The organism is Pseudomonas sp. GW821-FHT09D08 (assembly GCF_059416305.1).
Genome location: NZ_JBWKOX010000004.1, coordinates 413523 through 431402, shown reverse-complemented (window position 1 = coordinate 431402; position 17880 = coordinate 413523). Strand labels below are relative to the sequence as shown.

The 17880-nt window shown below is 61.6% G+C and carries 17 protein-coding genes; 8 read left to right on the top strand and 9 right to left on the bottom strand.

Annotated features, from left to right (window positions below; all coding sequences use genetic code 11):
* Nucleotides 1-61: 61 nt before the first annotated feature.
* Nucleotides 62-1210 (bottom strand): acetylornithine deacetylase, encoded by a 1149-nt coding sequence (gene argE, locus AC07OP_RS11000; RefSeq protein WP_495100864.1) that lies wholly within the window; start codon nt 1208-1210, stop codon nt 62-64.
* Nucleotides 1211-1368: 158 nt separating this feature from the next.
* Between argE and AC07OP_RS10995 the strand changes: the two genes are divergently transcribed.
* On the top strand, nt 1369-2736 hold the full coding sequence (locus AC07OP_RS10995; protein ID WP_115485534.1) for a CYTH domain-containing protein: 1368 nt from the start codon (nt 1369-1371) through the stop codon (nt 2734-2736).
* Nucleotides 2737-2776: 40 nt separating this feature from the next.
* Here the strand turns inward: AC07OP_RS10995 and AC07OP_RS10990 are convergent, their stop codons facing one another.
* Nucleotides 2777-3247 carry an Lrp/AsnC family transcriptional regulator gene (locus tag AC07OP_RS10990; RefSeq protein ID WP_010207358.1) on the bottom strand — a complete coding sequence of 157 codons (471 nt, stop codon included), beginning with the start codon at nt 3245-3247 and terminating at the stop codon, nt 2777-2779.
* Between the two features lie 127 nt (nt 3248-3374).
* Here AC07OP_RS10990 and AC07OP_RS10985 point away from each other — a divergent pair, with 127 nt between their 5' ends.
* The 7 genes from AC07OP_RS10985 to AC07OP_RS10955 all read left to right on the top strand — a co-directional run bounded on the left by AC07OP_RS10985 (nt 3375) and on the right by AC07OP_RS10955 (nt 9458).
* Nucleotides 3375-3713, top strand: coding sequence for an ACT-like domain-containing protein (locus tag AC07OP_RS10985; RefSeq protein ID WP_115485533.1), 339 nt, complete (start codon nt 3375-3377; stop codon nt 3711-3713).
* Nucleotides 3714-3796: 83 nt separating this feature from the next.
* A complete protein-coding gene (locus AC07OP_RS10980) occupies nt 3797-5476 on the top strand; it encodes a GspE/PulE family protein (RefSeq protein ID WP_495100863.1) in 1680 nt (559 codons plus the stop codon).
* A gap of 77 nt (nt 5477-5553) precedes the next feature.
* Nucleotides 5554-6474: an SPFH domain-containing protein gene (locus tag AC07OP_RS10975; protein ID WP_027608388.1), complete on the top strand. Its 921-nt coding sequence runs from the start codon at nt 5554-5556 to the stop codon at nt 6472-6474.
* Between the two features lie 10 nt (nt 6475-6484).
* Nucleotides 6485-6931, top strand: a complete 447-nt coding sequence (locus AC07OP_RS10970) for an NfeD family protein (protein ID WP_495100862.1) — start codon at nt 6485-6487, stop codon at nt 6929-6931.
* Between the two features lie 69 nt (nt 6932-7000).
* Nucleotides 7001-7318, top strand: coding sequence for a DUF2388 domain-containing protein (locus AC07OP_RS10965; RefSeq protein WP_027608386.1), 318 nt, complete (start codon nt 7001-7003; stop codon nt 7316-7318).
* Nucleotides 7319-7490: 172 nt separating this feature from the next.
* A complete protein-coding gene (locus tag AC07OP_RS10960; RefSeq protein WP_193603506.1) occupies nt 7491-8156 on the top strand; it encodes an outer membrane protein in 666 nt (221 codons plus the stop codon).
* A gap of 159 nt (nt 8157-8315) precedes the next feature.
* Nucleotides 8316-9458, top strand: coding sequence for a DegT/DnrJ/EryC1/StrS family aminotransferase (locus AC07OP_RS10955; RefSeq protein WP_115485530.1), 1143 nt, complete (start codon nt 8316-8318; stop codon nt 9456-9458).
* A gap of 65 nt (nt 9459-9523) precedes the next feature.
* Here the strand turns inward: AC07OP_RS10955 and gcvH are convergent, their stop codons facing one another.
* The 7 genes from gcvH to pepP all read right to left on the bottom strand — a co-directional run bounded on the left by gcvH (nt 9524) and on the right by pepP (nt 17863).
* Complete coding sequence (gene gcvH, locus AC07OP_RS10950) at nt 9524-9907, bottom strand: glycine cleavage system protein GcvH (RefSeq protein ID WP_027608383.1); 384 nt, start codon at nt 9905-9907, stop codon at nt 9524-9526.
* Between the two features lie 52 nt (nt 9908-9959).
* Nucleotides 9960-11042: a glycine cleavage system aminomethyltransferase GcvT gene (gene gcvT / locus AC07OP_RS10945; protein ID WP_495100861.1), complete on the bottom strand. Its 1083-nt coding sequence runs from the start codon at nt 11040-11042 to the stop codon at nt 9960-9962.
* A gap of 156 nt (nt 11043-11198) precedes the next feature.
* The gene (locus AC07OP_RS10940) at nt 11199-12815 is read right to left on the bottom strand and encodes an ABC transporter permease (RefSeq protein ID WP_495100860.1); all 1617 of its coding nucleotides are present in this window, start codon (nt 12813-12815) and stop codon (nt 11199-11201) included.
* Nucleotides 12816-12977: 162 nt separating this feature from the next.
* A complete protein-coding gene (locus AC07OP_RS10935) occupies nt 12978-13982 on the bottom strand; it encodes an extracellular solute-binding protein (protein WP_053127831.1) in 1005 nt (334 codons plus the stop codon).
* 95 nt (nt 13983-14077) lie between these two features.
* On the bottom strand, nt 14078-15295 hold the full coding sequence (locus AC07OP_RS10930) for a 2-octaprenyl-3-methyl-6-methoxy-1,4-benzoquinol hydroxylase (protein WP_495100902.1): 1218 nt from the start codon (nt 15293-15295) through the stop codon (nt 14078-14080).
* A gap of 61 nt (nt 15296-15356) precedes the next feature.
* On the bottom strand, nt 15357-16544 hold the full coding sequence (gene ubiH / locus AC07OP_RS10925; protein WP_092355782.1) for a 2-octaprenyl-6-methoxyphenyl hydroxylase: 1188 nt from the start codon (nt 16542-16544) through the stop codon (nt 15357-15359).
* On the bottom strand, nt 16541-17863 hold the full coding sequence (gene pepP, locus AC07OP_RS10920; RefSeq protein ID WP_027608377.1) for a Xaa-Pro aminopeptidase: 1323 nt from the start codon (nt 17861-17863) through the stop codon (nt 16541-16543). Before pepP ends, ubiH begins: the two co-directional genes overlap by 4 nt.
* Nucleotides 17864-17880: the final 17 nt, after the last annotated feature.

Sequence of the window (17880 nt, the reverse complement as noted above, 5' to 3'; positions counted from 1 at the left end):
TCGTCGGAACAGGCTTGGCGACACGCTCGCTCTCCTTATGTACGAATGGACAGGGGTTAATTTACGCAGGTTTCAGGCAGTAATGTTCGATCAGTTCCCGCAATAGACGCACTGTAGGCGTCAAGCGTGACATTTCGAGGTATTCGCCCGGTTGGTGGGCACAGGCGATGTCGCCAGGGCCGAGCACCAGGGTTTCACAACCAAGGCGCTGAAGATAAGGCGCTTCGGTGCCGAACGCTACTGCTTCGGCACGATGCCCGGTCAATCGTTCCGCGACCCGCACCAACTCGGCGTCTTCGACCTGCTCGAACGGCGGCACTGCGGGGAATAACGGCGCGTAGTCGATCTTGACCTTATGGCGCTCGGCCAGGGGTTCGAGCTTTTGCCGGATCGCCGCACGCAGCACTGCGGGGTCCATGCCCGGCAAGGGCCGCAGGTCGAATTCCAGGGAGCATTGGCCACAGATGCGGTTGGGGTTGTCGCCACCATGGATACAGCCGAAGTTCATGGTCGGTTGCGGCACGCTGAATTGCGCGTTGCGGTACTCGCGCTGCCAGGCCAGGCGCAGGCCGCGCAGCTCGCCGATGGCGTCATGCATGGCTTCCAGGGCGCTGTGGCCCAGGCTTGGGTCCGACGAATGGCCGCTTTGGCCGAGAATGTCGATGCGCTCCATCATCACGCCTTTGTGCAGGCGGATCGGCTTGAGGCCGGTCGGTTCACCGATTACCGCCGCCCGGCCCAGCGGGCGCCCGGCTTCGGCCAATGCCCGGGCACCGGACATGGAGCTTTCTTCATCGCAGGTGGCGAGGATCAGCAACGGTTGCTTGAACGGTTGGCCCAGCAGCGGCAACACCGCTTCAATCGCCAGCGCGAAAAAACCCTTCATGTCGCAACTGCCCAATCCTACCCAGCGGCCGTCGACTTCCGTCAGCTTGAGCGGATCGGTCTTCCACAACGCAGCGTCATAAGGAACGGTGTCGCTATGGCCGGCCAATACCAGGCCCCCGGGGCCGGTGCCAAAGCTGGCCAGCAGGTTGAATTTGCCGGCGCTGACCGGTTGGATGTCAATGGAGAACCCCAGGTCGCCCAACCAACCGGCGAGCAAATCGATCACCGGTCGGTTGGTCTGGTCGAGAGACGCCTGGGTGCAACTCACCGAAGGCGCGGCAATCAGCGCGGCGAACTGCTCTTTCATGGACGGCAACGGCATACGCGGTCTCCCTACTTCCCGGATGAGCCCCACTATAGAGGCATCTGCACGAGACAATAAACCGTTGCGGCGCGTTGCCGGGCTCAGTCCTGTACACTGCACGACCTTGGCAGCCACTCTTTTCCCCGGCTGCGCTCCCGATCCTGGATTTTCCGGCCATGCAGAAAGAAACCGAAATCAAGCTCCGCGTCAGCCGCGAAACACTCGCCGCGCTGCGTGAGCACCCGCTACTGAAAAAACGCAACAAAAGTGGCTGGGAACGCCGTGAGTTGATGAACCAGTACTTCGACACCCCCGAGCGTGACCTGGCCCAGGCCAAAGTCGCCCTGCGCCTGCGCAAGGACGGTGACGAGATTATCCAGACCCTCAAGACCCGTGGCCAAAGCGTCGCCGGCCTGTCGGAACGCAATGAGTACAACTGGGACCTGCCCAAGGCCAAGCTCGACGTGAAGAAACTCGACGGCGATTGCTGGCCCGAGCAACTGGCCGAGCTGGACAAAAAGACCCTCAAGCCGATCTTCACCACCGACTTCGTGCGCGAGCGCGCCGAAATCGCCTGGGGCCGTGGCAAGGCCAAGGTGGTGATCGAAGCCGCCCTGGACCTGGGCCATGTGGTCGTGGGTAAGCAGAAAGAAGAAATCTGCGAGCTGGAACTCGAACTGCGCGAAGGCGAGCCGGCTGCGCTGCTGGAGTTGGCCGCCGAGCTGGCCGCCACCCTCGCACTGATGCCGTGTGACATCAGCAAGGCCGAGCGCGGCTACCGCCTGTACGACGCCAGCAGCTACTCCCTGAGCCTGCCGGCGCCGCAGATCCACGCCGAAATGCCGCTGGACGACGCCTTCGCCGCAATCATGTGGCACCTGCTCGGCAGCAGCCAGCGCCTGGCCGAGCAATACCGCTTCAATGGCCACTGGCGTCTGCTGCAGGACTGGGTCGACAACCTCGGCGAACTGCGCGCCCTGATCGGCAGCCTCGGCCAGGCAGCACCGCGTCAATCCACCAGCGAACTGCGCAGCGCACTCGATGCACTGCTGGAAGACTGGCGCCCGCTGGTCCAGGCCGGTGACGACGACGAAGACATCCGCAAAGCCGCACCCGAGCAGTTTGCCGAAGAATTGGACGACGTGCGCTGGGGCTTGTTCTCGCTGAGCATGTCACGCTGGCTGATGGCCCGCACCTGGACTGCCGACCGCAACGTGCGCGGCAACCGCCAGGGCGCCGCGCAAATCACCAACTGGCTGCCGCGCCTGCTGGCCGACGATGCCGTCGCCCTGCAACTGCCGCGCTACCAGCAGCAACCGGAAGACCTGGCCGAGCAACTGCCGCGCATCGAACGCATCCAGGCCTGGCTGCACCATGCGCGTAACGTGGTGGACATTGCGGAACTGGATCGCTTGTACGGCGAGTTGAACAAGCTGGCGCAACTGGCCAACCAGCCGATCACCGACGAGTCGCTGGATGCGCGCATGCATCAGGCGATTGCGGTGTATCAGAACCGTGCCTGGAAGACCCTGCTGCGCCTGTAATATCGCCATCGGGGCCTAGCCCCCGATGAGGCCGATCCTGTCAGCGCAATACTGGCAGGCTGGTGGTCGACTTGATCTCGGACAGCGCCACTATCGAGTTGACCTCCTGAATCCCCGGCACCATGGATAACTTCTCGAAGAAAAACCGCTCGTACGCCTCAATGTCCGACGTCACGATGCGCAGCAGAAAATCCACCGCCCCCATCAGCACATAGCACTCCAGCACTTCCGGAAACCCACGAATCGCGTCGGTGAACTCGGTGAAGTTGGATCGGCCGTGGGCGTTGAGTTTGACCTCGGCAAAGATCTGCGTATTCAGGCCGATCTTCTTGCGATCCAGCAGAGTGACCTGGCCGCGAATCACTCCTTCTTCCTTGAGCCGCTGGATGCGTCGCCAGCACGGCGACTGGGACAGGCCGACCTGTTCGGCGATCTGCGCGCTGGACAGCGAGGCGTCCTCTTGCAGCAGGGCCAGGATGCGGCGGTCGTAGGCGTCCAATTCGCTGTGCATAAAAATACCTTGAAGGCTGTCTTTTCTGAATTGAACGATTCGATTAATCGCAAATTATGCCCATCTTAGATAAGAAATCTCCCGAAGCGAATGTAAAAATTTCTCCAATCGAATCTGGAGAGGCAGCATGCATGCCGTCGAAACCACCTACCCCATGACTCGCGTCGATGCGTGGGCTGCCAGCAGCGCCCATTGCCAGGCGCATTACCGGATCGTCGCCGAGGCGGAGCCCGATGTGTTGTGTCGGGTCCTCAACTATTTTGCGTTGCAGTTCCTGACACCGAGCCAGGTCAACGTGAGCCGCCAGGAAGACCTGCTGAACATCGATATCGTGATGGATAGCCTGAGCTGGCATCGCGCCCAAGTGATCGCCGAAAAGATTCGAAACCTGATCAGCGTGTGCACGCTGCATGTATGGCGCGCTGATTCCGTGGGGCCTGCGGCCGTGGCGGCAGCAGCTCGGTAAAGGCCTGCAACATACGCTGGGAGGAAGATATTCGGCGGCTGGCTAGCCTGAAATGTCGTCCGAGGCTACCCAGGAACACCTTCATGTCTGCTGATCACCGATTGGAATTGCATCAGTTGCTCCCGGCGCTGGTCGAGGGAGGGCTGATTGCTCCCGACATCGCGCAGCGCTTATCAGCGCTGCCCGCCGGCAATGCCCAGCACCCGTTGGAGTGCATCGCCGCCCATGGGCCTTCCCTGGAAACCCTGACCCAGTGGCTTGCCCAACATGTGGGGCAACCTTATTGGCGCATCGACCCGCTGAAGATCGATGTTGCAACGGTCGTGCCGCTGATGTCCCACGCATTTGCCCAACGCCACGCCATCCTTGCGGTAGCCGTGGACGCGCAGACCGTCACCGTTGCCAGCGCCCAGCCCCATGTCACCAGTTGGGAATCGGGACTGGCACAAGTGCTCCAGCGCTCGATCAGGCGCGTGGTTGCCAACCCCCAGGACATTCAGCGTTGTATCAGCGAATTTTACCGGCTGGCGAAGTCCGTCAGCGGTGCGGATCAAAAGGTCGCGGGGCCTGGCAACGTCGAGTTGCTCAACCTCGGCGCCAGCGACCAGGAGCCGGACGCCAACGACGCGCATATCGTCAATATCGTCGACTGGCTGTTGCAATACGCGTTCGCCCAGCGGGCCAGTGATATTCATATCGAGCCGTGCCGTGAGCAAGGCCGCGTGCGCTTTCGCATTGATGGCCTGTTGCACGACGTCTATCAATTTCCTCCCCAGGTGACGATGGCGGTGGTCAGCCGCCTGAAAAGCCTCGGGCGGATGAACGTCGCGGAAAAACGCAAACCCCAGGACGGTCGGGTCAAGACCAAAAGCCCTGCCGGCACAGAAGTCGAGTTGCGGCTGTCGACCCTGCCCACCGCCTTTGGCGAAAAGCTGGTGATGCGGATTTTCGATCCGCAGGTGCTGCTCAAGGACTTTGACGAGCTGGGTTTGTCGGCCGAAGACCAGCAGCGATGGCACGACATGACGCGCCACACCAACGGCATCATCCTGGTCACGGGGCCTACCGGTTCAGGCAAGACCAGCACCCTCTACACCACGCTCAAACACTTGGCGACCCGAGAGGTCAATCTTTGCACCGTGGAAGACCCGATCGAGATGGTCGAGCCGGCGTTTAACCAAATGCAGGTACAGCCCAATATCGACCTGACGTTCGCCAGCGGCATCCGAGCCCTCCTTCGCCAGGACCCGGACATCATCATGATCGGCGAGATCCGCGACCAGGAAACCGCCGAGATGGCGATCCAGGCCGCATTGACCGGGCATTTGGTGCTCTCGACGCTGCACACCAACGATTCGCCCAGCGCCATCAGCCGCTTGCAGGAACTGGGCATTGCTCATTATTTGATCAAAGCCACCTTATTGGGCGTAATGGCGCAGCGCTTGGTGCGCTTGCTGTGCCCTCATTGCAAGCGGGTGGCGGGCGATGCTCACGAAGCGGTAGGGTGTGCTGAATGTCGAAACAGCGGGTTTCGCGGGCGCGCCGGGGTGTACGAGCTCATGGTGCTGAATGACTCGCTCAAGGCGCTGATCACCCCAGGCGCCGACGTGCAGTCCCTGCGCAGGGAGGCGGCTGCACAAGGCATGAGCAGCCTGCGCATGGCCGGCGTGGGTAAAGTAAAGGCGGGGCTGACCACGATGGCCGAGGTGTTGCGAGTGACGCCTGGGGATTCGGTAACAAATGCGTTGATTACCCCGGGCTGAAACCGTTCTTATCGGTGACAAGACCGTTACAATCCGCCGAACGTCGTTTAACTGACACCACCAGATAGGGAATCGCTATGCAGATCGGAACCGTACTGCTTCTTTTCGTGGGCTTGGCCATCGCCATCCTGTTCATGGGCTTCAAGGTGGTACCTCAGGGCTATCAGTGGACCGTCGAGCGCTTCGGCCGATACACCAACACCCTCAAGCCGGGCCTGAACATCATCATCCCGGTCATGGACCGCATTGGCCGCAAGATCAACGTGATGGAAAGCGTGCTGGATATTCCGCCCCAGGAAGTCATCACCGCCGACAACGCCACCGTGCAGATCGACGCCGTGTGCTTCTTCCAGGTGGTCAATACCGCCCAGGCCGCCTACGAGGTCAACAACCTCGAACACGCTATCCGCAACCTGCTGCAAACCAATATCCGTACCGTGCTCGGCTCCATGGAGCTGGATGCCATGCTCAGCCAGCGCGACGGCATCAACGAAAAACTGCTGCGCACCGTCGATGAAGCCACGGCGCCGTGGGGCATCAAGATCACCCGGATCGAAATCAAGGACATCAGCCCGCCCGCCGACCTGATGGCCGCCATGTCCGGCCAGATGAAAGCCGAGCGGATCAAGCGCGCACAGATCCTGGAAGCCGAAGGCCTGCGGGCATCGGCGATCCTGACGGCCGAAGGCAAGAAGCAGGCACAGATTCTTGAAGCCGAAGGTGGGCGCCAGGCCGCGTTCCTGGAGTCTGAAGCCCGTGAGCGTCAGGCAGAGGCTGAGGCCCGCGCGACCCAGGTCGTGTCCGAAGCAATCGCCACCGGTAACGTGCAGGCCATCAACTACTTCGTCGCGCAGAAATACATCGATGCCCTTGGCAAATTGGCGTCGGCCAATAACAGCAAAGTGATCCTGATGCCGCTGGAAGCCAGCCAGGTGATCGGCGCTGTCGGCGGCATCGGCGAAATCGTCAAAGCAACCTTCGATAACAAGAAAGCCTGAGGCGATCGCCATGTGGGATTTCCTTCAGCATCTTTCGTTCTGGGATTGGCTCGCACTGGGTACGGTGCTATTGATTCTTGAGGTCTTCGGCGCCGGTGGCTACCTGCTGTGGATGGGCATAGCTGCGGCAGCCGTGGGCGTGATCAAGTTTCTGGTGCCGCCGCTCGGGCTGGAGTGGCAACTGTTGCTGTTCGCTGTGCTGTCGATATTGACAGCGGTGTACTGGTGGAAACGCCAGCGCAGCAGTGCCAAAGCCAGTGACCAGCCGGGGCTCAACGAGCGTGGCTCGGAGCTGATCGGCCGCGTGTTCGTGGTGCATCAGGCGATTGTGGAGGGTCGGGGCAAGGTAAAAGTCGGTGACGGCGTCTGGATGGTGACCGGCCCTGACAGCCCTGTCGGCGCTCAAGTGCGTGTGGTGGGCCTGGAGGGCGTGATCTTGAAGGTAGAAACTGTTTAGTCAGTGATGGAACTCGGTTGGGCTAACTACAATCAAACGGTACAGATCACCCACCCGGAGTCACCCATCATGCGTCTTAAATATGCTGTCGCTACCCTCGCTGTGCTTTCCCTCCCTGTCGGTTCAGCCATGGCCGACAGTTTCTGGCGCAATGTCATCTCGTCGGGCGCCACGACCGGCTCGACCTACCTGACCTTCAAGGACCACAAGCTGGTGGTTGCCGCACAAGACGACGCAGGCAGCTTCGTTGCCAGCGACGGCGGTATCCGCGGCCCGTACCTGGAAGCCGCCATGCAGAAAGTCCGCGCCGACAACCCTGGCCTGCAGGCCACGGATATGGAGCTGGCCAACGCTATCCTGGCGAAAAACGCTATCGCCGCCGAGTAAAACCGCCGGTTAAAACAGCCGCTCCTTGGGAGCGGCTTTTTTGTGCCACTTTTCTTCCTACAGCAAAGACTGTTGAGTTGACGATTGAACAGGAGAAATCCTCTACTTCACTGCTCTCCACCGACGACAAGCTATCGATTCCATCCTTCCCTCAGTGAATGAATCGATAACCATGCGAAAACTCTCTTCCTTTGTGTTCCTCACCGCTATTGCAACGCCTTATGCACAGGCAGATGCCTGGTACGGCTCGGCAAAGTTCAACAGTGCACGCCAGAATCTATCCAGCGCACTGTTGACCAGCCCGCGAGTCACCGAACGAGTGGAGGCGCCTGATAGCACTAAAACATTCACCGGATCCTACTCGGTAGGTTATGCCTTCACCGATGGCTGGCGCGCAGAAGGGGAATACACCCGCTCCGGCAACTCGACCTTCGACTCCTTCTGGTCGCCTTTCAATGCCAACGTCAACCGTCTTGAAGTGAACAGCCAGCGCTTGATGGTCAATGGCTATAAAAACATACCGCTCACTCATTGGCTGTCGTTCTACGGCATGGCGGGGGTGGGCGTCGCGCAAATTGATGCCGAGGGTTATCAGAGCAATGACACCCGCCGCTTTGCCAGCCACCGCCAATATAATTTTACCTACAGCGTAGGCTTGGGCCTGGATGCCAAGGTCAACGACCGCATCACCTTTGGCACAGGTTGGCGTTACGTGGACATGGGCCGTATCGAGACCGGCTACAACACCTTCACCAACCGGATAAACGCTCGTGATGAACAGCTCAAGGGCAAGCTCAGGGAGCAGAACGTATTCTTTGAAACCCGCGTTTCCTTCTGACCGGTAACAGGACATGCCACCGTTCAAGCGGCACTTCCGTGTCCGTGGCATGACGATTCATTCACAGGCGACAGGCTATATTCAGTCTAACCGTGCCACCATGCCGGGACTGAACCCTCGCTTACTCATCGCCAATCTGAAACGGATGCCTTCGTCGTCATGAGCCAACAGCCCTTTCTGCCGTTTTCCAAACCTACCATCGATGAAGCCACCATCTCGGCGGTCGGCGATGTACTGCGCTCGGGCTGGATCACCAGCGGACCGAAAGTGCAGGCGTTCGAGGCGCAGCTGTCGGAATACTTTGGCGGCCGGCCAGTGCGCACCTTCAACTCAGGCACTTGCACAATGGAGATCGCCTTGCGCATCGCCGGTATCGGGCCTGGCGATGAAGTCATCACCACACCGATCTCATGGGTCGCAACAGCCAACGTGATCCTGGAAGTAGGCGCCACGCCGGTGTTCGCCGACATCGACCCGGTCACCCGCAATATCGACCTGGCACAGGTGGAAGCCGCAATTACTCCGCGCACCAAGGCGATCATCCCGGTGTACCTGGCCGGCCTGCCCCTGGACATGCCGATGCTGTACGCACTGGCCAACAAGTACAACCTGCGCATCGTCGAAGACGCCGCCCAGGCCCTGGGCTCCAGTTGGGATGGCGAACGCATCGGTTCCACCGGGGACTTTGTATCCTTCAGCTTCCAGGCCAACAAGAACATCACCTCTTCCGAGGGCGGTTGCCTGGTGTTGAACAATGCCGAAGAAGCCCGCCTGGCGGAAAAATACCGCCTGCAGGGCGTCACCCGCACCGGCTTCGACGGCCTGGACGTGGATGTACTGGGCGGCAAGTTCAACATGACCGACATCGCTGCAGCTATCGGCCTGGGGCAGTTTGCCCACATCGAGAAGATCACCGCCCATCGCCAGCATCTGGCACAGCACTACTTCAAATGTTTCGGCAGTGATTTCGAAGAAAAGTACGGCGCGCAACTGCCGCCGGCCGACTTCGAAAACAGCAACTGGCACCTGTTCCAGTTGGTGCTGCCGGAGCGCCAAGACGGGCTGCCCGCCCGCGCGACCTTCATGGAGAAAATGCAGGCACAGGGTGTTGGCATTGGCTATCACTACCCACCGATTCACCTGCTGAGCCTTTATCGGGCACAGGGGTTCAAGGAAGGTATGTTCCCGGTTGCGGAAAAGGTTGGACGTTTGATCGTGTCGTTGCCGATGTTCACGGCGATGACAGAGGCAGATGTGGAGCGGTCGGTGGCGGCGGTAAAGGCGGTCCTGAAGGCGGACTGAACACTCACGGCCCAGCACGATTGAATGTGGGAGGGAGCAAGGCCCCTCCCACAGGGGGCTCGCGCTTACTCGCCGATGACTGCTTTGTAGCCAGCCGCATCCAGCAGCTTTTCCAGATCAGCCGGGTTGCTTGGCTTGAGCTTGAAGATCCACGCGCCGTAAGGGTCGGAGTTCAGCAGCTCAGGGCTAGCACCCAGCTCCTCGTTGACGGCAATCACTTCACCGGCAACCGGGGCGTAGATATCCGAAGCAGCCTTCACCGACTCAACCACACCTGCCTGGCCTTCGGCTTCAAACGTAGCGCCGACTTCGGCCAACTCAACAAACACCACATCACCCAAAGCTTCCTGAGCATGGTCGGAGATCCCGACGGTCACCGTACCGTCAGCTTCCAGACGGGCCCATTCGTGACTTTCGGCAAAACGCAGGTCGGCAGGGATATCGCTCATAGTCTGTGTCCTCAAGAAGAAATGTCAGCAGCCATTGGCCTGCCGGAAATAGTTAGATCAAGGTTTTGCCATGGCGCACGAAGGTCGGTTTGACCACTCGAACCGGGTACCACTTGCCGCGGATTTCCACTTCGGCCCGATCGGCAGTCGCCGTCGGTACACGCGCCAGGGCAATGGATTTGCTCAGCGTAGGAGAGAAACTACCACTGGTGATCTCCCCTTCGCCAACATTGGCGATGCGAACCACCTGGTGAGCGCGTAAAACCCCACGTTCTTCCAGTACCAGCCCGACCAGTTTGAACTGCACACCGGTGGCCAACTCTGCTTCCAGCGCCGCTCGCCCAATGAAATTGCGCTCGGCAGGTTCCCAGGCAATGCTCCAGGCCATGTTGGCCGCCAGGGGCGAAACGTCCTGGTGAATATCCTGGCCGTACAGGTTCATGCCGGCTTCCAGCCGCAGGGTGTCCCGCGCGCCGAGGCCAATGGGGGAAATACCCGCACCGACCAGATCGTTGAAAAACCCCGGCGCCTGATCGGCAGGCAGGACAATTTCCAGGCCGTCTTCGCCGGTGTAACCCGTGCGGGCGATAAACCAATCGCCGTCGGCATGCCCTTCAAAGGGCTTGAGCTGGTGGATCAGGGTACCGCGAGACTGGGTGACCAGCTCGGCAATCTTCTGCCGGGCATGGGGACCTTGAATGGCGAGCATGGCTAACTCGGGCCGCTCATGCAGGTGCACCTGATAGCTGCCAAGTTGCGCCTGGATCCAGGCCATGTCTTGGTCTCGGGTGGCGGCGTTGACCACCAGCCGGTATCCGGTCTCGGTGCGATAGACAATCATGTCGTCCACCACGCCACCCTGCTCATTGAGCATGGCGCTGTACAACGCACGGCCACAGCCATGCAAACGCTCGACATCATTGGCCAGCAGGTGCTGGAGCCATTCCTTGGCCTGGGGGCCGGTGATATCGATCACGGTCATATGAGATACATCGAACACCCCGCAGTCGCGCCGCACCTGATGGTGCTCCTCAACTTGCGAGCCGTAGTGCAAAGGCATATCCCAACCGCCAAAATCGACCATTTTCGCGCCGAGGGCGAGATGCAGGTCATACAGAGGCGTACGCTGTCCCATGGGTTTCTCCTTCCGGGCTTGGCGAAGGTGCGCAGCGCCGTTGCCCGTGCCGGACACCTTGAATGACAAGGCCTGCAGCCACGTACAGCGACTCGATCCGAAGGACGGACCGCACCGAATGCCGCGCATTGTAGCCGCAAGCCGTAGGACTGGCACCTAACCGATTGGTCGGGCGGAGCGTCGGATCAGCCCGATGACCGGCAGCAGCCCCACCAGCACCAGCGTCAAGGCCGGCAGAGAAGCCCGCGCCCACTCGCCTTCGCTGGTCATTTCAAAGATCCGCACCGCCAGGGTGTCCCAGCCGAACGGGCGCATCAGCAGGGTTGCGGGCATTTCCTTGAGCACGTCGACGAACACCAGCAGTGCTGCACTCAGGGTGCCGGGCAGCAACAGCGGCAGATACACTTTGCAAAACAGTCGCGGCCCACTCACGCCCAAACTGCGGGCAGCTTCCGGCAACGAAGGCCGGATGCGCGCCAGGCTGTTTTCCAGCGGCCCGTAGGCCACGGCTAGAAAGCGCACGAGATACGCCAGCACCAGCGCCGACAGACTGCCCAGCAACAATGGCTTGCCCGCCCCGCCAAGCCAGCCGGACAGCGGCACCACCAGCTCACGGTCCAGGTAACTGAACGCCAGCATGATCGACACCGCCAGCACCGAGCCCGGCAAGGCATAGCCGACATTGGCCAGGCTGATACCGGAGCGAATCGTCCGGGTCGGCGCCAGGCGGTTGGCGAAGGCCAGTACCAGCGCCACGCTGACCGTGATCAGCGCCGCGATACCACCCAGGTACAGGGTATGGACGATCAGGCCCGAATAGCGCTCATCCAGGTCGAACCGGCCGCGCTGCCAGAACCAGGCGACCAATTGCAGCATCGGGATGACAAAAGCACAGGCAAACACCAATCCACACCAGGCACTGGCCGCCGCCGCCTTGAACCCGCGCAAGTGGTACAGCGCCTTGCCCCGTGGCCGTTCATTGCTAGCCCGACTGGCGCCCCGGGCACGCCGTTCGCCATACAGCACCAGCATCACCACCAACAGCAACAGGCTGGCCAGTTGGGCCGCGCTGGACAGGCTGAAAAAGCCGTACCAGGTCTTGTAGATAGCGGTCGTGAACGTATCGAAGTTGAACACCGACACCGCACCGAAATCCGCCAGGGTCTCCATCAGTGCCAACGCCACCCCGGCCCCTATCGCCGGTCGCGCCATGGGCAGGGCCACATGCCAGAACGCCCACAAGGGCGACTGTCCCAGCACCCGCGCCGCTTCCATCAGGCCCTTGCCCTGGGCCAGGAATGCGCTGCGCGCCAACAGATACACGTAGGGATAGAACACCAGCACCAGCACAATGATCACGCCGCTGGTGGAGCGCACCCGTGGCAGGCGCAAGCCGGTGCCGAACCACTCGCGCAGCAGGGTCTGCACGGGGCCTGAAAAATCCAGCAGGCCCACAAACACGAAGGCCAGCACATAGGCGGGAATGGCAAAGGGCAGCATCAACGCCCAGTCGAGCCAACGCCGGCCGGGGAATTCGCAGAGGCTGGTGAGCCAGGCGAGGCTGACGCCCAACAGGGTTACACCGACGCCGACGCCCAGCACCAGGGTCAGGGTGTTACCCAGCAGGCGGGGCATCTGGGTTTCCCACAGGTGGGACCAGATTTGCGCGTCGATGCTTTGCCAGGACAGCAACAGCACGCTCAGCGGCAGCAGCACCAGGGCGGCGACGCTGAAGACCGGCAGGTACCAGCGGCGTTGGGCGGGGTGGGCCAAGGGTGGGTTCTCAATAATGAAATCTTCAAATCACCACAATCCAATGTGGGAGGGGCTTGCCCCCGATGGCGGTGGATCAGTCAACGATGAGTAGACTGACACTCCGACATCGAGGGCAAGCCCCCCTCCACATTTGGATCTGCGGCGTCCTACAAATTGTACTTAGTTCCAGCCCGCCCGATCCATCAGGCGAATGGCTTCAGCCTGGCGCTTGCCCGCCACTTCCACCGGCAATGTATCCGCCACGAACTTGCCCCAGGTCGCCACTTCAGCCGACGGCGGTACCGCCGGGTTGGCCGGGAATTCCTGGTTCACGTCGGCAAAGATCTTCTGCGCCTCAGGCGTGGTCATCCACTCCACCAATGCCTTGGCGGCTTCCGGGTGTGGCGCGTGTTTGGTCAAGCCGATGCCCGACAGGTTCACATGCACGCCACGGTCGCCCTGGTTCGGCCAGAACAGCTTCACCGCCAGGTCCGGCTTCTGCTTGTGCAGACGGCCGTAGTAGTAGGTATTGACGATACCCACGTCGCATTGCCCGGCGTTGATCGCCTCCAGCACCGCGATGTCATCGGAGAACACGTCGGTAGACAGGTTATTCACCCAGCCCTTGACGATTTCTTCGGTCTTCGCCGCGCCGTGGGTTTCGATCAGGGTGGCCGTCAGCGACTGGTTGTAGACCTTTTTCGCCGTGCGCAGGCACAGGCGGCCTTCCCACTGTTTGTCGGCCAGGGCTTCGTAGGTGGTCAGGTCACCCGGTTTGACCCGGTCGGTGGAGTACGCGATGGTCCGCGCGCGCAGGCTCAAACCGGTCCAGGCATGCGCCGAAGAGCGGTATTGCAGGGGAATGTTCTTGTCGATTACCGGGGAGGTGAACGGTTGCAGAATGCCCATTTGCTCGGCCTGCCAGAGGTTGCCGGCATCCACGGTGAGCAGCAGGTCGGCGGTGGCGTTTTCGCCCTCGGCCTTGATGCGCTGCATCAGAGGCGCTTCCTTGTCGGTGATGAACTTCACCTGTACGCCGGTCTTTTGGGTGTAGGCATCGAACACCGGTTTGATCAGTTCGTCGATACGCGAGGAGTAGACCACCACTTCGTCGGCTGCCTGCACGGTGGTGCTGCCGATCAGGGTGAGTGCCAGGGCAGTCAGGAGGCGCTTGGGTGCCAACATGGGTGCGGTCTCTCATTTGCAAAATAAGCGCAAATGATAGGGACTCACATTTGGTAACGCTCGGCGGAGCCGTTACCAAATGTTGCACAAACCTGTCAGGGCTTGGCCAGGTCCGGCAGATCCCCGCTCAACCCGAGGGCCTGGCGCACAAACACGGCCTTGGCCTCGGGCATCTGGTCGACCATCTTCAACCCGGCATTACGCAACCAGCGCAGCGGCAGTTGATCGGCCTGGAACAAGCGCTCAAAGCCTTCCATCGCCGCCATCAGGGCCAGGTTATGGGGCATGCGTCGGCGCTCGTAACGGCTGAGCACCTTCACATCGGCCAGACGTTCACCGCGCTCGGTGGCCGACAACAACACTTCGGCCAGCACCGCCGCATCGAGGAAACCCAGGTTGACGCCCTGCCCGGCCAATGGATGGATGACATGGGCGGCGTCGCCGATCAATGCCAGGCCCTCGGCCACATAGCGTTTGGCGTGGCGCTGACGCAAGGGTACGCACACACGCGGATCGGCGCTGACCACGCTACCGAGGCGCCCTTCAAAGGCGCGCTCCAGTTCACGGCAGAAGCTTTCATCATCCAGCGCCATCAGGCGTTCGGATTCAACCGGCGTAGTCGACCAGACGATCGAGCACCAATCTTGCTGCCCGTCCCGCTCCAGCGGCAAAAACGCCAGCGGGCCGGTGTCGGTAAAGCGTTGCCAGGCCGTGCGCTGGTGCGGCTGGCTGCTGCGCACGCTGGTAACGATGGCGTTATGCAGGTAGTCCCATTCACGGGTCGCGGTGCCGGTCAGGCGGCGCACGGCGGAGTTGGCGCCATCGGCGGCCACCACCAGCGGCGCGCGCAATTTTCGGCCATCGGCCAGGGTCAGCAGCCAGTCATCGCCGGAGCGGCGCATCTGCTCCAGGCGCGCATTCGCCAGCAGGCCCAGGTCGCAGTCGTGCAGACGCTCGAGCAAGGCATCCTGGACCACGCGGTTCTCGACGATATGCCCGAGCACTTCGGCATGCACACTGGCCGCCGAAAAGTGAATCTGCCCGGTGCCGCTGCCATCCCACACCTGCATCTCGCCGTACGGGCTGGCGCGTCGTTCAACGATGCCATCCCACACACCGAGGCGCTCGAGGATGCGCTGGCTGGCCGCCGACAAGGCACTCACACGGGGTTCGAAGGCCGCCTCGCGGTCGAACGGCTTGACGCTCAGCGGGCTGCCGTCGAGCAGCAGCACTTGCAGGCCGCTGCCTTGCAATGCCAGCGCCAGGGCGCTTCCGACCATTCCGGCCCCGACAATCAGCACATCTGCGCGCATGTCCATGCTTTAAGCCTGTCTCGCTGGCGGCTTGCACCGCACGTAAAAGGATTGATGAGTCTCACGCATCGGGACGCGTCCCCAGGCCCATGGCCTGACGGGCGAACCAACGCTTGGCCGGTGGCAGCAGGTCCAGGCCCAGCAGGCCCATATTGCGGCCCAGGGCGACCAGCGGTTGCGCGCTGCCAAACAGCCGCGTGACCTGGTCGGAGAAACCCACGGTCAACTTCTGATCCATGCGCTGACGCTCGCGATAAGCCTGCAACGTCGCCAGGTCGCCCGGCACCGCCGGCCCGGCCAACAGGGCCTCGGCCAAGGCGTGCGCATCACGCAGGGACAGGTTGAACCCCTGCCCGGCAATCGGGTGCAGGCTGTGGGCAGCATTGCCGAGGATCGCCAGGTGCGAGCGCACTTGCTCTTCGGCTTCCACCAGGGTCAACGGATACAGATGACGGGCGCCGACTTGCTTGAGGGTGCCCAGGCGGTAGCCGAACACGCCCTGCAACTCGCTCAGGAAGCTGCGTTCATCGAGATTGGCCAGGCGCTGTGCGTCCATGCCGATACGGGTCCATACCAGTGCGCAACGGTTGTCCGGCAGCGGCAGCAGGGCCATCGGGCCTTCATCGGTGAAACGCTCGAACGCTTCGCCGTTGTGGGCTTCGCTCGGGGTGATGTTGGCGATCAGTGCGCTCTGGTTGTACGGGCGGGTTTTCACGCCAATGCCCAGTTGCTCGCGCAGGCCGGAGCGGCCGCCGTCGGCGAGCACCGCGAGGTCGCATTCCAGCACGGTTTCATCGTTGAGGGTCAGGCGGTAGCCATCGGGCAGCGGCTCCAGGCGTGTGACTTCCGCCGGGCAGCGCCAACTCACCACGTCCTTGTCCAGGCCTTGCCACAGGCATTGGCCGAGCCAGGCGTTTTCCACCACGTAACCGAGGGCTGGCACGCCCTCCTCCATGGCGGACAGTCGCGCAGTGGAGAAGCGCCCACGGTCCGACACATGGATCTGCTTGATCGGCTCGGCGCGGCGCGAGATCTGCTGCCACAGGCCCAGGCGCTGATAAATCTGCCGGGCGCCGTAGGACAGCGCCGAAGACCGCGCATCGTAGCTCGGCTGGTAGCTGTCGCCGGGCGCGAAGGGTTCGATCAGCACGATCTTCCAGCCACGCGCCTTGGCACCGGCCTGCAACGCCAGCGCCAGGCTCGCGCCCACCAGGCCGCCACCGATAATCGCCAGGTTGACCCGGCTCATCGGGCGGCCGCCATCAGGGCTTCGATTTCAACGACGCTCTTGGGGGCGCCGCCGGTCAGGATTTCACAGCCTTGCTTGGTCACCACCACGTCGTCCTCGATACGTACACCAATGCCACGCCATTTTTTTGCGACGGTCTGGTTATCCGGCGAGATATAAATGCCCGGTTCCACCGTCAGCGCCATGCCAACTTCCAGTACACGCCATTCGCCGCCCACCTTGTACTCGCCCACATCATGCACATCCATCCCCAGCCAATGGCCGGCGCGGTGCATATAGAAGGGTTTGTAGGCTTCACTGGCGATCAGCTCGTCGACGTCGCCCTTCAGCAACCCCAGCTTCACCAGTCCGGCAGTGATGACCTGCACCGTCGCCTCGTGGGCCTGGTTCCAATGTTTGTTCGGCGCGATCTCGGCAAAGGCGGCTTCCTGGGAAGCCAGCACGATTTCATAGATCGCCTTCTGTTCCGGCGAAAATTTGCCATTGACCGGCCAGGTGCGCGTGATGTCGCTGGCGTAACAGTCGATTTCGCAACCGGCATCGATCAGCACCAGGTCGCCGTCCTTAAGCACGGCGTCATTCTGCTGGTAATGCAGGATGCAGCTGTTGCGCCCGGTGGCGACGATGGAGCCATAGGCCGGCATCTTCGAACCGCCCTTGCGGAATTCGTAATCCAGCTCGGCTTCCAGGCTGAACTCATGCAAGCCGACGCGGCTGGCCTGCATGGCCTTTACATGGGCCGCGCAGGAAATTCGCGCGGCCTCGCGCATCACCTTCACTTCTGCCGCCGATTTATACAGGCGCATGTCGTGGAGCAGATGATCCAGGGCAACAAACTCGTTCGGTGGCTGGGCGCCAAGGTGCGCTTTGGAGCGGATGACGTTGATCCACTCCATCAGGTGCCGATCGAATTCGGCGTTGCTGCCCATGGCCGAATACACCCGGTCGCGGCCTTCGATCAGGCCGGGCAGGATGTCGTCGATATCGGTGATGGGGAAGGCATCGTCGGCGCCAAAGTCACGGATGGCGCCTTCGGTACCGGCACGCAGGCCGTCCCACAATTCGCGCTCGGCATTGCGTTCGCGGCAGAACAGCACGTACTCGCCATGCTGGCGACCGGGCATCAGCACGATCACCGCTTCCGGCTCGGGGAAGCCGCTCAGGTACTGGAAGTCGCTGTCCTGGCGATAGACGTGCTCCACATCGCGATTGCGGATCGCCACGGCGGCAGCCGGCAGGATCGCGATGCTGTTGGGTTCCATCTGCGCCATGAGCGCCTTGCGACGCCGGGTGTATTCCGCTTTGGGGATATGGATCATGGGCAGATGGGCTTCCT

Bases quoted from the DNA above. Each gene is read 5' to 3' on its own strand.
- AC07OP_RS10985 (WP_115485533.1), top strand. From the start codon at position 3,375: ATGCATGCCGTCGAAACCACCTACCCCATGACTCGCGTCGATGCGTGG.
- AC07OP_RS10995 (WP_115485534.1), top strand. From the start codon at position 1,369: ATGCAGAAAGAAACCGAAATCAAGCTCCGCGTCAGCCGCGAAACACTC.
- gcvH (WP_027608383.1), bottom strand. From the start codon at position 9,907: ATGAGCGATATCCCTGCCGACCTGCGTTTTGCCGAAAGTCACGAATGG.
- AC07OP_RS10975 (WP_027608388.1), top strand. From the start codon at position 5,554: ATGCAGATCGGAACCGTACTGCTTCTTTTCGTGGGCTTGGCCATCGCC.
- AC07OP_RS10930 (WP_495100902.1), bottom strand. From the start codon at position 15,295: ATGCGCGCAGATGTGCTGATTGTCGGGGCCGGAATGGTCGGAAGCGCC.
- AC07OP_RS10980 (WP_495100863.1), top strand. From the start codon at position 3,797: ATGTCTGCTGATCACCGATTGGAATTGCATCAGTTGCTCCCGGCGCTG.
- pepP (WP_027608377.1), bottom strand. From the start codon at position 17,863: ATGATCCATATCCCCAAAGCGGAATACACCCGGCGTCGCAAGGCGCTC.
- ubiH (WP_092355782.1), bottom strand. From the start codon at position 16,544: ATGAGCCGGGTCAACCTGGCGATTATCGGTGGCGGCCTGGTGGGCGCG.
- AC07OP_RS10990 (WP_010207358.1), bottom strand. From the start codon at position 3,247: ATGCACAGCGAATTGGACGCCTACGACCGCCGCATCCTGGCCCTGCTG.
- AC07OP_RS10970 (WP_495100862.1), top strand. From the start codon at position 6,485: ATGTGGGATTTCCTTCAGCATCTTTCGTTCTGGGATTGGCTCGCACTG.
- AC07OP_RS10965 (WP_027608386.1), top strand. From the start codon at position 7,001: ATGCGTCTTAAATATGCTGTCGCTACCCTCGCTGTGCTTTCCCTCCCT.
- AC07OP_RS10955 (WP_115485530.1), top strand. From the start codon at position 8,316: ATGAGCCAACAGCCCTTTCTGCCGTTTTCCAAACCTACCATCGATGAA.
- AC07OP_RS10960 (WP_193603506.1), top strand. From the start codon at position 7,491: ATGCGAAAACTCTCTTCCTTTGTGTTCCTCACCGCTATTGCAACGCCT.
- AC07OP_RS10935 (WP_053127831.1), bottom strand. From the start codon at position 13,982: ATGTTGGCACCCAAGCGCCTCCTGACTGCCCTGGCACTCACCCTGATC.
- argE (WP_495100864.1), bottom strand. From the start codon at position 1,210: ATGCCGTTGCCGTCCATGAAAGAGCAGTTCGCCGCGCTGATTGCCGCG.
- gcvT (WP_495100861.1), bottom strand. From the start codon at position 11,042: ATGGGACAGCGTACGCCTCTGTATGACCTGCATCTCGCCCTCGGCGCG.